This window comes from Candidatus Margulisiibacteriota bacterium (assembly GCA_041650635.1).
Taxonomy (GTDB): domain Bacteria; phylum Margulisbacteria; class WOR-1; order JAKLHX01; family JBAZKV01; genus JBAZKV01.
This window is the reverse complement of the sequence record JBAZKV010000021.1, coordinates 15,486-31,141: the sequence shown is the minus strand read 5'-3', so window position 1 is coordinate 31,141 and position 15,656 is coordinate 15,486. Positions and strand designations below refer to the sequence as shown.

Here is a 15,656-nt window from a genome sequence, read left to right as displayed (position 1 = left end):
TAAGGCTGAACTTGTCCATGTGTTAGTCTGTATCCATCCCGAATTCGTCCCTTTGGTCACATTCTCAAAATAGATCCCCGAACTGCCGGAAGATAAATTGGACGGCGCATTTGATGAATGGACCGTTACCGATGTCTCCGTTACTCCCTCATATGTTCCTCCAGCGGACGCTTCTATAGATGTATATTTGGACACGGCAGCAGAGGTTGCTGCTCCCGACTCGTTATACGCATCCACTTTTCTCGCGTACTGTGTATTTGCGGATAATCCGCCTTCACTTGCATTTGTAACGCCTGCTGCAACCGTTGCTTTAACAGCGTTTGCATCATCCAGCACCCTGAACCCCGCCTCGTTTGTTGAGTTGTCCGTCCAGGTATAATTGAAAGAACTGCCTGATGATGCCGCAGCATTAAAGTTTGTCGGCGCTTCAGGTGTTGGCACCCGCTGTGTTGCCTGGCTTCCCGCATCCGTTGTGGCGGTTATGACCCCGTCACCGTTGCGCGTCGTTATCCTGAAATTGTATGTTGTGTTTGCCGTTAAGGCCGAACTTGTCCATGTGTTAGTCTGTATCCATCCCGAACTCGTCCCTTTGGTCGCATTCTCAAAATAGATCCCCGAACTGCCGGACGATAAATTGGACGGAGCATTTGATGAATGGACCGTTATCGATGTTTCCGTTACCCCCTCATATGTTGCACCCGCTGCTGCTTCTATAGATGTATATTTTGAGACTGCATCGGATGTTGACGCTCCTCCGCCGTTGTACGCCTGCACTTTTCTGGCATACTGCGTGTTCGCTGATAATCCTGACTCAGCGGCATAAGATTCTCGCGAAGCCACAGACACTTTTACCGCATCCGTCTCGTCCAGTATCCTGAACCCGGCTTCATTTGTAGAATTGATGGTCCAGGTATATGCGAGGCTTACCGGCGAAGAAGACACCGGAGCAAAATCGCTGGCGGCCTCGGGCGTCGGGTCAAAGATCCAGTTCAAGTTGTTGCCTCCATCCACACTGGTACCATCGTTGGCTATTACGGCGGCGCCTGCAGAAGCATCGCAATATGACGGGGTAGTATAAGACACCACAGGCTGGGAAACAACATTGAGATACCAGGCAGCACTTGAGCCGTAAGGCTTAAAAACAAGATTGGAGAGGGCGCTGCCCGAAACATTAAAATTGTCAAAAGCAGCAGTTGAACCCGGTTCAAATTGGGTCGTGTACGGGCTGACCGGGCTTGTGTAAGTAAAGGTGCGGGCGCTTACGCTGTCCCTGAAAATGAGGCCGCTGCTGTCCCGGGTATTGTTATTGGCATTTGTGATCTGATAAAAAGAGTTCCCTCCCGAGTAAACTTCCTGATAATAGATGCTGTACTCCCTGTTAAAAACAAAGTTGGATGTTCCCGCTTCCAGGGATCCGTTCCTTAGGTCCACATTGGAAGCTCCTATAGTCCAGGTGGCAGAGCCGGCTTTGATCTTTGGAGTGCCCGTGCCTGTCCCAAAAAAACCATAATAGTAGCGGTAACTTCCGGATTTATTAGTAGTAATATCTACATTATTGACTGAATTGTCAACTGTCAGATCGCCGTCCCCATTGGCATTGATAGTGAACGTATCAGCCGAGATCGACTGCCCCGCCGAGCTTCCCAGAGTAGCGGTATGATCGGACGCTGTAGTGTTGTAGATACGCAAAACAGCGTACGGCCTGGCGGTAACGACAATATCCTGAGTTTCTGCATAATAATTAACATCTACCGCTATTGTTCCGCCTGTCGGTATCGTTGAGGTGCCGGCATCGATCACAGCCAAAGAACTGGTCGCATTGCGGTAAAGCTGCCCCGTGCTGTTCAACACAAGCCTGGCGCCTTTAAGCAGGGTGGCCGTGGTCCCCAGGTCAAAATCCAATCTTGATCCGTCCGCGACCTCAAGAACATTGGCCACGGAAAAGTCCGAAGCCTTGGTGGAAATATAAGGAATTGTAGTTCTGGCATCAACATGAACATTGTAAAAAGTCTGGCTATTGCCATAAATGTTCTTGTTGTTACCCTTTAGCCTGAGGTCTGAGGTGCCCGCGGAGATATAGCCGTTAAGAAGAACCACGCCTCCCCACGCCTCCCAGGTGCCTGACCCCATATTCAAGTATTCGGACCCTGAACCTGAACCGGTATAATCAAGAACTCCGGTTATGTTAACATTCGGGTTGTTTGCCGAAGCATCAACTATCATACTGCCTGTGCCCGAAGCGCTCACATAAAAATATCCCGAAAAATTAATGGTCCCCGGGCCAAGCGTTGCGGTACGGGCAGCGGAAGACGAACTCTTGAACAGCACATTGTAAAATGTACTGGAATCCCCGGAAAAAGAAGCATTGGTATTTGTTGTGTCAACAGTTATCGTTGATGTTCCTGCGTTAAGCGCGCACCCGTCTGTTTCAAAACTGCCGTTGCTGGTAATAGAATAAGCCCCGGCTTCAAATGCCCCGCCCTTAAGATCAAAGGAACCGGAAGTGAGGTTTTTGGCAAGGGTAATGGTCCCGGAATAACCTGCTTCAACGGTAACTGAAGCTACCTGCCCGGCAAAGGAAGCGTCAACGGTGGATATTTTTACCGAAGCAGCGTCAAAAACAGCCCCCTCCCAGGTAGTTGGCGAGGTATTGCCAGTCCAGTTAGCGCCGGTAGACCAGTTATTATCCTCTCCTCCTCCATCCCAGGTCCTTGTCCCCTCGGCTTCAAAAGAAGCAATAATGACATGGTCCGCCGACAATCCGGAAAAGGTATAAATGTACGGGGATACAAGGGCCTCTGAAGTTGCCGTTCCGTCTATCAGGACGCTTTTTATCTGGTAACCTGGGTCCGCAGTAACAGTGAACTGAAGATCATTGCCCTCTTCTGTCGTAACAGCCCCCAACGGAGAGATGGCCCCGTTAGAGCCGGCTTCCGAAGTAACTGTTTTAGAAGGGAACAGCCAATTCGTGTTGTTGCCGCCGCTTAGATTTGTCCCGTTATCGGCAACTATCTGTATGCCGCCTGAAGCGTTTGAATGTGACGGATTCACATAGGAAACATCGGTAAGAGCGGCCACATTAAAGTTCCAATCATTTGTGTCTGTGCTTGCCATAGTTATTCTTGTACCGGCGGCTTGTCCGTTAAGATTGACATTGCTCCAGGTATGCGTGGTGCCGCCGGTAAAATATAATTTTGAAGACGCCGTGGTATCCACAAAGTTCCCGGTCACCGCAGAGCTGTCCAGAAAGGTAACGCCTGAAACCGATGCGTTAGATACGGTTAAGTGCTTAAAGGATGTGGAAGTGGAAGTAACATTTTGTGCGGCAGCTCCGTTCAAAACAAATGTGGGCGAATAGCCCCCTCCTATTGTGCCGCCGGTCCTTGTCAGGTTGCCGGCAATATTAAAGGTGCCGTTGTCGATATTTCCGGCTGACCATGTCGCGTTCCCCGCAACATTGAACGTTCCTCCGGATGCAGATATTCCGCCTCCTGTAATAGATAGATCACTGTTGACGGTTACCGTGTTAGCCCCGGGATTAAACCCGTAGCCTCCCCCCGAAGCCGATACGGTATTATAAATCGACAGGTCCTGCACGGTCAGGTCCCCGGAAACGGCCAATTTAGAGGTGCTGCCCGTGCTACCCATAACCTTTACAGCCAAATCTTGCAGGACATTGCTTCCTGGCGTAAGAGTGTTTGCATGTGCCAGATTATATCCGGCTTCAATGGTTATCTGTCCTGAAGTCACTGTAAATGTACCGGGAGCAAGGTCTACATTACCCTGTGCAAAATACGCATCATAGGTCGCCAGGATAACGGCGGATCCTGTTGTTAGAACAAGGCCTGATGCATTCAGTGTTGAGGCCATAGTTATTGTTCTGGCTGTGTTTACCGTCAGATTGCACATCTTACCTGCAGGCGACCAGGTCTCGTTCCCGGCCTTGTTCCAATTGATCCTTCCGTAACCGTTACCGGTAGAACCCGAAGTTACATTCAGGTCCCCTGTAAGATCTACCGTGGCGCCATCGATCATGCCTCCGCTAAGATTCAGATCCCCCGCCACATTGAACGTTCCTCTATTCAATCCGTTGCCGGAGATGTTAAGGTCGCCGTTGACCGTAATGGTCGTCGCAGCACTGGCGGCCTTAACTCCGTAATCAGCACCATTTGTTGTACCGGAAAGCACAAGAGCCTCAACAGTAACATTATCGGCAAGTGCTATGGTCCCGGTATTCCCCGCGTGCAGCTGGAGCGTATTAAATGTGTTGCCTGCCGCGGTCAAAGTCCGCGTATTAACAAACCCTCCCACCAGTTTCAAAGTGCTTGTCTGTGCGGATACGACACAGCCGGTAAAATTAGTCGAGTTGTTCCCTGTTGAATTGAATGTCCATGTGCCGGAGCCCATATAAAGGTAGCCGCCGGAAAAGGTGGTATTGCCGCTGGAGACAACATCATAAGATACCGCGTCAAAAGTTCCGGCAGCCTGGGAGATGGCACCGGACATCGTCAAACTTCTGCCAAGCGTAAGGATACCGTTAAAACCGCTGTTAATTGACAGAGTTGTTATAGTGCCGGCAAAAGCCGCGTCAACCGTTGAAGACTTTGTCGAGGTCCCGTCAAATACAACAGCATCCGCTGCCTCAGGGGTTGCATCATCGCTCCAGTTAGCGGCTTCGCTCCAGTTATTTGTGGAGCCTTCCCCGTCCCAGGTACGGGTGGCCGCATGAGAAAGGCTAAATAAGCCCAAAAAAACTGCTGCCGCAAGTAATAAAGAAGAAACTCTTTTGATCACCTGGGATAGATCCTTACCCTTCTGTGGGGCTCCTGGCCCACTGCTTCGGACCTAAGGTCATGCCGCTCCACCAGCTGGTGCTGAAGTCGCCTTATATAAGAATTCTGAGGGGAAAGGTCAACGGTTTTATTTGTTCTGTTAACCTCTTCTATCGCGTTCTTGGTCTCGTTAAGGGAGGTCTCTTCATACTCTTCCTCTGTTTCTGAGATCCTGAAATAATTCTTAAGGAACTTCATCACAGAGGCGGAGGTGTTGCTCTTTAATATATGAACAGGGACATTATGGTTCTGCGCGGCCTTTGTTATCTTTCCGCCTCTGGCAGCTTTCGGTTTCGTGGTAACAACGATGTCCGCCTCGTCAAGCGAATCCACCGTCCTGGCGCTGATACCCATAGAGGCAATGCCTCTGTCAAATCTGCTCTTGTTGACTCCAAAAACAAAGATCCTGGTCTTTGCTTCTGTTTTTTGCCGCGATGCTTCTTCTATCTCTTCTTCCGTTATTTCGGGCATTTCCTCAGGAGGTTTCTCCTTGATCTCTATCTTTCCTTCTGCATTCCTTATCCTGACTTCCGGCTGGGGCTGCCTTCCTCTAAGGAGTTTGTCAACAGCCTCCGCCACATTAGAATAGATGGCCATGGTGTCGCGCTCTCTTATCTCGACCACGATATCAAATGTGGGAGGGGCCTTGCGCTCGAGTATGGCTTTTTGCGTTCTTCTCCTTTTGGCTTCTTCATCCCCAAGGATCACGGTCTGAACTCCGCCTACCAGATCGCTCAGTGTGGGGTTTGAGACCAGATTCTCCAGGCAGATGCCGTGTGCCGTTCCGATAAGGACAACACCTCTTTCGGCTATGGTCCTTGCGGCTTCGGCTTCGGCCAAGGTCCCTATTTCATCTATGATGATAACCTCCGGCATGTGGTTTTCCACCGCTTCTATCATTACTGCGTGCTGTCTTTCTGGGCTGGGCACCTGCATCCTGCGCGATTTGCCGATGCCCGGATGAGGGATATCTCCGTCCCCGGCTATTTCATTGCTTGTATCAACAACGATCACTCTTTTGTTGAATTCTTCGCTCAAAACCCGGGCTGCCTCGCGGAGTTTTGTGGTCTTGCCTATGCCCGGCGGCCCCATAAAAAGTATGCTCTTGTTGGATTCTATGATATCCCTGATTATAGAGATGGTGCCCACCGCGGCCCTGCCTACCCTGCAGGTCAGCCCTATTATTTTACCGGTCCGGTTCCTTATACATGAGATGCGGTGAAGAGATCTTTCTATGCCGGCCCTGTTGTCCGAAGTGAATTTACCGACTTTAGTTATTATGTGGTCTATGTCCTCCTGTGAAACGGTTTCATCCTCTATGGTGAACACTTTTTTCTCGAACCTGACCTCAGGTTTCTTTCCAAGGTCTAGGATCACCTCTATCATATCTGAAAAGTCTATTCTGGAGTAAATTTTCTCTTTGATGTGCGGGGGCAGGATCTCAAGCAGGCTTTTTATGGTATCCGATATCTTTATATTAGGCACTTTTAGTTGTGCGTATGGCTTTTTTCAGGTTAGATCCGGCTACAAATGTTGCGCATTTAGTTGGGATTATTTCTATAGCCTCCCCCGTCCGGGGGTTCCTTCCGAGGCGCCCCTTTCTTGTTTTAACAACAAAGTTGCCAAACCCTACCAGACGGACCTTTTCGCCTCTGGCAAGGGCTTCTGACATAAGCGCCACTGCACTGTCAAGCAGTTCTTCCATTTTGGACTTCTTCTCGCTGAATTTTTCAGCAAGGCTGGCTGCCAGCTGTTTCTGGTTCACTTTTCTGTCTCCGCTTACGGTTTAAAACACTCCGCTTTTTTTTGCAGCAGTTCCCAGTTCCTGTCAACTTCCGCCTGCAGTTCTTCAAGAAGGGCCTTGTTCTCGGGCTTAAAAAGGTGCCTGAACCTGGCTTGAGGCTTAAGAAAGTCGACAAGCGGCCTTTTTTCTTTTGGCCTGTAACTTATGGTATATTTGCCGTTCTCCACCTCATAAAGGTTCCAGAAACAGGTGTCAATGGCAAGTTTACCCATTTCAACGGTCTTTTCCATGGGGTAGCCCCAGCCAAGCTGGCAGGGCTGCAGCACATTTATGAATTTAGGCCCCTTGATGGACATGGCCTTTTCAACTTTTCTGGTAAGGTCTCTCCAGTCTCCGCAGACGCTCTGCGCCGCGTAAGGTATGTTGTGTGCCACCATGCACTCTGTCAGGTCTTTTCTGCTCATCCTCTTTCCCTGCCTCACTTTTCCCGCGGGCTCGGTCGTGGTGCTGGCGCCTCTGGGTGTGGCGCTGGACCTCTGGATAGAGGTGTTCATGTATGCCTCGTTATCGTAGCACACATAAAGCATGTCATGGCCTCTTTCCATCGCTCCGGAAAGGGACTGAAAACCTATGTCATAGGTTCCGCCGTCTCCGCCAAAAGCTATGAACTTGATCTCCTCTTTCAGTTTCCCCTGTCTTTTTAAAGAAGTGTAGGCTGCCTCTACCCCGGACATGGTAGCCGCCGAATTTTCGAAAGCACTGTGGATGAACGGCGTCTTCCACGCAGAAAAAGGAAAAATAGTAGTGGACACTTCAAGACAGCCTGTAGCGCAGGAAACTATCACGGGCCCCTTAACAGCCATTAATACCTGCCGCACTATTATAGGCGCCCCACAGCCCGGACACATCCTGTGCCCTCCCGTAAGCCTGTCCTCCCGCTGTGATAGTTCTTTCAGTGTTGCCATTATCTCACTCCTTTGTACTGGACATACTCTTTGGGGCTCTGTCCTGACGCTATTTTTTCTGTCTCAGAGAATATCTCCTGTATGTGGGCAAGGGTTATCTCCCTGCCGCCCAATCCCGCAATATAATCCACCACGACCGGCTTTTTCTTTTTATCATAAAGCGCGCTGCGCACCTCGGAAAATACCGGCCCGCCTGTTGCGGCAAAGCCGTCGCTTCTGTCTATCACCGCCACGGCCTTAATGTTCTGCAGAGCTTGGGCGATCTCTTCTTCCGGGAAGGGACGAAACACTCTTATCTTGAGCAGCCCGGCCTTTTTGCCTTTGTCGCGCAGGTCATCCACCACAGCCTTGGCAGAACCGGCAGTGGACCCCAGACAGACAACTGCAAATTCGGCGTCATCAAGCCTGTATTTTTCAAAGAACCCGTATTCACGGCCGAATTTTTTGCCGAATTCCTTCCCTATTTCAAGGATTACAGGTTTCGCCTTCTTCATCGCCTCCGCTACCTGTCTTTTATGCTCAAAGTAAAAGTTTTGAAGGTCCAGCGCCCCTATGGTGACGGGATTATTCAGGTCCAGAAGATTGGTGGAAGGAACGAATTTTCCCACAAAATCCTTGACCGTTGCATCATCCTGTATCTCTATCTTTTCGAGGCAGTGGCTTATGATAAAGCCGTCCGTCGTAACCATGGCGGGAAGCTTTACATCGGGATGCTCGGCTATCCTTACCGCCTGCAGCATATTGTCGTAGGCTTCCTGCGTGTTCTCCGAAAAAATGTGGATCCAGCCAAAGTCCCTGGCGGCCATCGTGTCGCTGTGGTCGCAGTGTATGTTGATGGGGCCCGAGATCGCCCGGTTTACTTCCGGCATTACAATGGGCAGACGCAGAGCAGAAACGATGGGGAGCATTTCGTACATCAGACAGAGCCCCTGTGAAGAAGTCCCCGTCATGGCCCTTGCTCCGGCGGCAGAGGCCGCAAGAGTGGCGCTCATGGCACTGTGCTCTGATTCCACCGCGACAAATTCGGTATCCACCAAACCGTCCGCAACGAACTGCGAAAAGATCATCACTATCTCCGTTGCCGGAGTTATGGGATAAGCGGCCACCACATCAGGGTTTATCTGCCGCATGGCCTCGGCCATGGCCTCGTTGCCTGTTTTTGCAACTATCTGTGTCATTTGTCTTTCTCCATTCTGACCGCTTTTACAGGCTTTACAGGACAAACATTTTCGCAGATCCCGCAGCCTTTGCAGTACCTGTAGTCAATGCCGTCGAACTTGCCGTCCTTTACTTTGACCGCACTGTCAGGACAGTAGATGTAGCAGAACAAACAGTTGATGCAGAGTTTGTCGTCCTTTACGGGCCTTTTGGTCCTCCAATCCCCTGTCTCAAACTCAAGAGCGGTGGCCGCTTTCAAAATGTCGCCCTGCGGCAGCTCTTTCCAGCCAGGCTCGTTTGCTCCGCCAGAGGCGGATTTCGCTTCACTCAACATCTTACTCCCCTTTCACTTGTTGAAACGCGCTTTCAACGGCTTTCAAATTGCCAGCCACGACCTCTGGCTTTGACGCGAATTTTTTTCTGAGCTTTACTTCGAGGTCTTTAATAACAAGCTTAAAATCCAAAAGCCCGGAGGCTTTTACAAGAGCGCCCAGCATCGGGGTATTAGGTATGTCCCTGCCTATGGTTTCCGTGGATATTTTTGAAGCATCAACGGTATAGACTTTTCTGCCTTTCAACCCTATTTTTGACCTGACCTGGGCAGGGGTCTCGGCAGTATTTACTATCAGTATGCCGTCCTCTTTAAGCCCGGCCACCACATTGACCTTGCCCATTAGGGTGGGGTCCAGCACAAGCACGATGTCCGGCTCCGTTATCCCGTAGTGGACGGTGATGTGTTCTTCGCTTATTCTGTTAAAAGAAGCCACCGGAGCTCCCATTCTTTCGGGCCCGTATTCCGGAAAAGCCTGAATAAATTTGCCCAGGCTCATCGCCGCATCCCCGAACAAAAGCGCCGCCGTCTTGGCCCCCTGGCCTCCCCTTCCATGCCAGCGTATCTCCGTTATTTTTTTCATCAGGAAATCCACCTTTCTAAAGCGGGTAAGAGCTTAATGTCAGCCGCCGCTATCAATAATATCACTATTAAAACCGAAATTAAAGTAAGGAGCACTGAAATTGTTTTGCCCGTCCTGTAGATCTTTCTTGACGCGATGCTCCAAAGGCCCCAGGCGTAAACAAGGGAAAGGACCATCACGATGTTGGCGCCTGTTGCAAAGTTAGCGAACGAAAGAGCCTTGTACCTTACCAGGACTGCCATGAAAAAGATAAGAATAGAGAACAGCAGAACTCCGCTGGAATAAAAAAAGGCTTTAGCGCTTTCTTTTATATCGCTCTTTCCGTAAAAAAGACGGAACACCGCGTCATTGATGACTGACAGGACCCCAAAACCGACAAAGGAGGCGGCAAAGACAAAAGCCCCGGTTATCAGGAATATTATGAAGACGAACATGGCGCACAAAGCCGCAAAGACCGGAAGGATGATCAGGAACTTGAGACCTGTGACCCCTGAAACGAGGCCAAGGAGTATCCATATGAGCTGTATGGCCAGTGCCGATGCCGAAATGAACAGCGCCAGTGTCCAGCTGACGGACAAAAGGAACGAAAGAGACCTCTCCTTCCATCCGCTCTTTTCTATGAAAGTATAAAAATAGATGGGCCTTGCCATCAGTTTCCACCAGACGCCGAAAAATTCTTTAAGACCTTTTAGGTTCACAGTTCTCTCCTTCCTTCTATGGCTTTTGAGATAGTGGCTTCGTCGGCAAAATCCATGTCGGACCCTATCGGAAGCCCGGAGGCTATCCTGGTAAGGCGCACTCCCAGCGGCTTGAGTATCCTGGACAGGTAAAAGATAGTGGTCTCGCTTTCGGTGGTGGGATTAAGCGCAACAAGGATCTCTTTTACGCCGTTCTTTAGCCTCTGCAGCAATTCCTTTATTCTAAGATTGTCCGGACCGATCCCGTCAAGGGGGGAAATTACCCCTCCCAGTATGTGATAAAGGCCTTTATACTCCTTTGTCCTTTCTATAGCTATCATGTCTTTCGGTTCTGCCACAACGCAAATAAGACTCCTGTCCCTTTTTTCGTCCGAACAGACGGGACAGGGGTCCTCTTCTGTTATGTTAAAGCAGGAACTGCAGTGTTTAACGCTTTGCTTTGCCTTGACAACGGCATCTGCAAGCGCCGCTGCATCAGAAGGAGTTATAGAAAGGACATAAAACGCCAGTCTCTGCGCGGATTTGGGGCCTATGCCCGGCATCTTGCGGAATTCTTCTATGAGGTTCTCTATGGGACCGGGATAATATGAGGACACTTTCAGCCGCCCAAAAGGCCGGACAACCCGGGGATATTAAAACCTCCGGCCGCTTCGTTCATTTTTTTGGCGGCAAAGTCCTTGGCCTTGCCAAGTCCTTCATTTGCAGCGGACCTTATCAGAGAGCCCAGTTTTTCAGGATCTGCCATGGGCGCCATCGAAGGGTCTATCTTTATCTCAACAAGCTCCATTTCGCCGTTAACGGTCACTACCACCGCTCCCCTTGCGGCCCCGGTGGTAAAGGTCTGTTTTGAAAGTTCTCCCTGGACCCTTTTTATCTCGCCCTGCATCTGCTGCGCCTTTTTCAGCATCTCGCCCATGTCGAACATTATTTGTCCTCCGTCTGATATTTTATCATAGATAAGGCATTGACATCTGCCCGCATCCTTTTTTACCGACGCTTTAAAGCGTCGGCCTGCCATAAAAACACCTCTTGCTTTCCACAAGGTTAAAGAGTAAAATCTCTAGTCAAAGGGGAAGAAAGCAATGACCGACAAGATAAAGACCGTGCTTGTTGTCGAGGATGAAGATGATGTAAGAAGCGGCATCTGCGGGATCCTGAAAGACCTCTACAGCGTAAAAGAGGCCCGCACGGGCAAAGAAGCTCTTGAGGCCGCCGAAAGCCTGTTCCCCTTTGTGACGCTTGGCATAGTGCTCCTTGACATAAAACTGCCGGACATGAGCGGGCTTGAGGTCCTTAAAAAACTTCTTGAAGAGAACCGTCTGCTGACGGTGATAATGGTAACCGCGATGAAGGACTCCAGTTATGCCGTGCAGGCCCTGTCCGAGGGCGCCAGCGATTACCTGACCAAACCCTTCACCTCGGAAGAACTCCTGTCAAAATTGAAATTTGCCGAAGAGAAAGGCTATCTGTTCCAACAGTTCGACCACATCTACCACAAACTTGACAGGTGGAGGGCTGATGTGGACAGCCGCCTGCTTGAGGCCAGGCGCTCCAGGGACTATTCGGACATCATCAGGGACGGAAAGGCCGGCACTTATGAAGAAATAGAAAAACAGATAAAGGAAAAACTCAATAAAGAAATAAAAATAGAGGCCGCAACGCCCAGGGTTCTTGTAGTTGACGACGAAGACGACATGAGGTCCGCGATAACCGAGATAATCAAAGAACAATATGAAGTTGAAAGTGCGCCGAACGCAAAGGGCGCGCTGGACCTGATCAGATCAAAGGACTTTGACCTGGCACTGCTTGACATTCGTCTGCCGGACATGAACGGACTGGACCTTTTAAAGGAGATAAAAAACTTCAAGCCAAAGACCTACATCATAATGGTAACGGCGCTAAAGGACATAAACCTTACCGTTGACGCGATAAAATCCGGAGCCTGCGATTATGTTACCAAGCCGTTCACTTCCGCCGACCTCTTAAAGACCATCGGCACGCACCTGGAGCTCAAAAGTAAAAAGGAAAGGCTGGCGGCTTATCTTAAGGAGATCGACGAGGAACTTTACTCTAAACCGGAAGACAAACTATAACCTCGGTCCCCTTGTTCACCCCGTGCGGAGTCGAGGGGCTTTTTACATCGATCGATCCTTTGTGCTGTTCAACTATGGTCTTATATGTTATGGAAAGCCCCAGTCCGGTTCCCTCATGCCTCGTGGTAAACATCGGCAGATAGATTTTATTGAGGTTTTCCGGAGGTATTCCGCAACCGGTGTCGCTAATGATGACCCTGACATTTGAGCCGTCAACAGCTGCTCTTAATGTAAGCGTTCCTCCTGTCCCCATCGCCTCAATAGCGTTCAGGACTATGTTCACAAAGGCTTTTTCAAGAGAAGATGCCGCTCCTAAGATCCTTGGCAGGGGCAGCAGGTCCTTAACCACCTTAATCTCCTTTTTGTTCAGATAACCTGCCAAAAGAAACAGGACTTTTTTCTCGAGAAGCTCCATAAGGTCCAGTGGCTCCATTTTTTCATCGCTCTTTATCCCGAGCTCCTTCATCTTATCCACGATATCCTCTATCTTTTTTGAATTCCTCTGCACAAGCTCGATATACTTCTCAAGGTGCTCCCTGTCACCAAGGTGCTTTCTCAGAAGCTCTGTATGCAAGTTTATAGCCGCGATCGGGTTCTTTATCTCGTGCCCGGCCTGAAGCGCTATCTGCCCCAGCATCGCCATATGCTGCGCCCGTTCGGCTATTTCCTGCGCTGTCTTGTAATCGGCTTTAACTTTTTCATAGGGAGAAATTCTCTCTATCACTGCTGCAATTTGAGGCGCTAGGATCTTGAATGTCTCTATTTCTTCATCTCTAAATGGATCCTCCGATAACTTTTTACCAACAACAAGAACAGCGATCAGATTGTCCTGCGAGCGGCATATGACAAAATATTCCACATCCTTGACACCTGGGACATCACGCAGGGAAGGGACTTTATTGATGGCATCCGAAACCAGCACAATTCCATTCTTGTGCCTGCAAAAGTATTCGATCAGCTCTTCCGGCAATGAAATGACATTTTCTTTGATGCCGACAATAAACAGACTTAAAACTTTCGATTCTACTATCTCTGTCCGTGCATCATCAAAAAGCTGACGCAGTTGTTCCAAAGAGACAATTTTAAAAAGCTTTTCAACAAAGTAAGACAATGCCTTCTTAAGCTCATACCTGCCGGACAAAAACACTTTATCTGACGAGGTTTGGATGAACATGCGGAGTCGTTCAAAACAAAACCCGGTAAAAATACCGTAAGCAACGGTCATTGACAGGAATCCGACATCTATACTCGACGAAACAAACATCCTGTATGGAATCGCAAAAGCGAGATACAAGCTCCCTAAAACGATTATTGTGGCTCCATACGCAAAAGATTTGCTGATTATGATCGAAATATTCAAGAATTTCGTTTTTGTTATTGCATAGGCTAATATCAGCGTGAATAACCAGGTAAAACAGTTTGCGTAAGGGAATAATGGCACACCATATACCGGCAAAAATGTTGAAGAACTGCCTATTACCCCAACAATCGTACTCATAAACAATAATATCAACTGCTGCCGTCTGTTTCCCTTTTCCTTTTTGATGTTTATTGATAACCAATAAATAGGAAGAAGAAAACACACCAGATATTCCCATAGATATAGTATGTAAAACTTTCCCGCCATGGGAAAGAATAAAAATCCTGAAATTGGCGCCACTCTAGCGATAAAGTCGCGCGTAAATATATTCATGGACATTAACACAAAAGCAAGAATAAACATTGTCCAGACAAAAAGCCGGCGAGAAATCCCGAGCATACTCATCACAAAAACCAGATATAGCGGAGGTATTAATATCGCGAAGCTGTGGAGGAATATAGACCAATACATCGAATCAGCATATGTAATTGAAAGCGTGTGCCTGTAAAGCCCGAATTGCCAGATTGCTGTTGTTATAGACATAGCTGAAAAGCTGATGTTTGTTTTTCTTTTAATTCCTCCTCCAGCAAGCAGAAGGATCGCTAATGCGACACAAGCAAAAGAGGTGAACAGATTAATGTATGCGTATATCTGCAGGCTCATTTTTTTAGGCTAAGGAACCAATAGCTCCCACCTTCATGTGTCTGAAAAACTGACTTACTGGAGGTATCGGGCACATCATTTGCCCAACTCACTATCTGATCTTTCATCCTGTATAAAAGAATCCAGTCGCCTAGAAAATCATAATAAGCCCTATGAGAGCTAAACTCCTCTGAAGCATTGCATATTATTAATTCCCCTTTCAGTCTTACAAATGAAAAAAGGATCTTTAGCAAACGCCCGCTCACCCTGTTGCCGAGATAATCAAAAAGTCCTGAGCAATATACAAAATCTTGATTGTCCATTCTTCTCTGCATATCTTTATCTTTTATAAGCCCCATAATATCAGCTTTGACCATTTCAAGCTTTATTCCTTTTGATCCATTTCTGGTTATCCAGTCGTTAATATAATCGAAGACTTTTTGCTCAAAATCAAAACAAGTGAAAGTTATTTCTTGCGGCAAATCTCTTTCCCGTATGATCTCAAACAACTCCCTGATCGAGCCGCACGCAATGCTAGCAATCCTACGGCCACCATTTTTTATCACATTGCGAAGCTTTTCCTTGAAATAATCTTTTCTTTTTATATTCGACAATGATATGGGGACAGAACAGGTGTATCTGTTGATTAGCATGTCAAAAGTGCTTTCGCCAAGGAATTTCCCTGTTGCAGGATTATAATCATACATGTAATTCATAACAATAAAGTCTCCGGGATACCCAAGAGGCTTCTTATTAATCTGATAATTTATGGCGGGACTTACCAAGAACTTGCTTAACTTGTCGTAATAGTATCCTTTGTATTCACCGTATATTTCTTGACTTTCAGAAAGCCTTTCTTTTGTGATAAACTTCCATATTTCAAGGAAATGTATATCAAACACCTTTGAAACTGAGTCAAATACCTGAAGAACTCTTTCTTGTCTGGCCGTAGCCGATGAGTTGTTTTTGTCAAATGAGTTGCATTCATTAAGCAATTTTTCAAGAAAAGAACAAAAACACTCGGTTTCTTTCGCAAACCAATGATTAATAACAACCATTTGTCGTAATTCTGCCATTATTGAACGCAATGTTCAAGCCTAAACTCGCAAAACACTAACACAATAACGAATAAGCAGAGGGATTTTTAGGAGCGATTAGCGCAACACCCAAAAAGACACCAAAAAGATGATGCCTGTCAATAAAAGGAGATTGGCTGACAATTGGACATTGGCAATTGGGAATTGGACATT

At 48.1% G+C, this 15,656-nt stretch carries 14 protein-coding genes; 2 read left to right on the top strand and 12 right to left on the bottom strand.

What is annotated here, in order from left to right; translation table 11 throughout:
- From WC490_06540 to WC490_06495, 10 genes are all read right to left on the bottom strand, one after another.
- A partial coding sequence (locus WC490_06540) for a hypothetical protein (protein ID MFA5098263.1) occupies positions 1–4,794 on the bottom strand: 4,794 nt, incomplete at its 3' end.
- Complete coding sequence (locus WC490_06535; protein MFA5098262.1) at positions 4,791–6,317, bottom strand: R3H domain-containing nucleic acid-binding protein; 1,527 nt, start codon at positions 6,315–6,317, stop codon at positions 4,791–4,793. The genes WC490_06540 and WC490_06535, both read right to left, overlap by 4 nt.
- Entirely contained in the window at positions 6,310–6,597 is a 288-nt protein-coding gene (locus WC490_06530; protein ID MFA5098261.1) for an HU family DNA-binding protein, read from the bottom strand. The genes WC490_06535 and WC490_06530 overlap by 8 nt, the downstream gene beginning before the upstream one ends.
- A 14-nt stretch (positions 6,598–6,611) precedes the next feature.
- The gene (locus tag WC490_06525) at positions 6,612–7,544 is read right to left on the bottom strand and encodes a thiamine pyrophosphate-dependent enzyme (protein MFA5098260.1); all 933 of its coding nucleotides are present in this window, start codon (positions 7,542–7,544) and stop codon (positions 6,612–6,614) included.
- Positions 7,541–8,719 (bottom strand): pyruvate ferredoxin oxidoreductase, encoded by a 1,179-nt coding sequence (gene porA / locus WC490_06520; GenBank protein ID MFA5098259.1) that lies wholly within the window; start codon positions 8,717–8,719, stop codon positions 7,541–7,543. Before porA ends, WC490_06525 begins: the two co-directional genes overlap by 4 nt.
- On the bottom strand, positions 8,716–9,033 hold the full coding sequence (locus WC490_06515) for a 4Fe-4S dicluster-binding protein (GenBank protein ID MFA5098258.1): 318 nt from the start codon (positions 9,031–9,033) through the stop codon (positions 8,716–8,718). Before WC490_06515 ends, porA begins: the two co-directional genes overlap by 4 nt.
- Position 9,034: 1 nt before the next feature.
- Positions 9,035–9,613, bottom strand: coding sequence for a 2-oxoacid:acceptor oxidoreductase family protein (locus WC490_06510; GenBank protein ID MFA5098257.1), 579 nt, complete (start codon positions 9,611–9,613; stop codon positions 9,035–9,037).
- On the bottom strand, positions 9,613–10,311 hold the full coding sequence (locus WC490_06505) for a hypothetical protein (GenBank protein ID MFA5098256.1): 699 nt from the start codon (positions 10,309–10,311) through the stop codon (positions 9,613–9,615). Before WC490_06505 ends, WC490_06510 begins: the two co-directional genes overlap by 1 nt.
- On the bottom strand, positions 10,308–10,907 hold the full coding sequence (gene recR, locus WC490_06500; GenBank protein MFA5098255.1) for a recombination mediator RecR: 600 nt from the start codon (positions 10,905–10,907) through the stop codon (positions 10,308–10,310). The genes WC490_06505 and recR overlap by 4 nt, the downstream gene beginning before the upstream one ends.
- Before the next feature lie 2 nt (positions 10,908–10,909).
- Positions 10,910–11,236, bottom strand: coding sequence for a YbaB/EbfC family nucleoid-associated protein (locus tag WC490_06495; protein MFA5098254.1), 327 nt, complete (start codon positions 11,234–11,236; stop codon positions 10,910–10,912).
- Positions 11,237–11,393: 157 nt separating this feature from the next.
- On the opposite strand from WC490_06495, the gene WC490_06490 reads away from it, so the two are divergent.
- Positions 11,394–12,404, top strand: a complete 1,011-nt coding sequence (locus tag WC490_06490; protein ID MFA5098253.1) for a response regulator — start codon at positions 11,394–11,396, stop codon at positions 12,402–12,404.
- Here the strand turns inward: WC490_06490 and WC490_06485 are convergent.
- Positions 12,382–13,668 (bottom strand): ATP-binding protein, encoded by a 1,287-nt coding sequence (locus tag WC490_06485; protein MFA5098252.1) that lies wholly within the window; start codon positions 13,666–13,668, stop codon positions 12,382–12,384. The two genes, WC490_06490 and WC490_06485, sit on opposite strands and share 23 nt — an antisense overlap.
- Positions 13,669–14,029: 361 nt before the next feature.
- On the opposite strand from WC490_06485, the gene WC490_06480 reads away from it, so the two are divergent.
- On the top strand, positions 14,030–14,272 hold the full coding sequence (locus WC490_06480; protein ID MFA5098251.1) for a hypothetical protein: 243 nt from the start codon (positions 14,030–14,032) through the stop codon (positions 14,270–14,272).
- A gap of 151 nt (positions 14,273–14,423) precedes the next feature.
- Here the strand turns inward: WC490_06480 and WC490_06475 are convergent, their stop codons facing one another.
- Complete coding sequence (locus WC490_06475; GenBank protein MFA5098250.1) at positions 14,424–15,482, bottom strand: hypothetical protein; 1,059 nt, start codon at positions 15,480–15,482, stop codon at positions 14,424–14,426.
- Positions 15,483–15,656 lie beyond the last annotated feature (174 nt).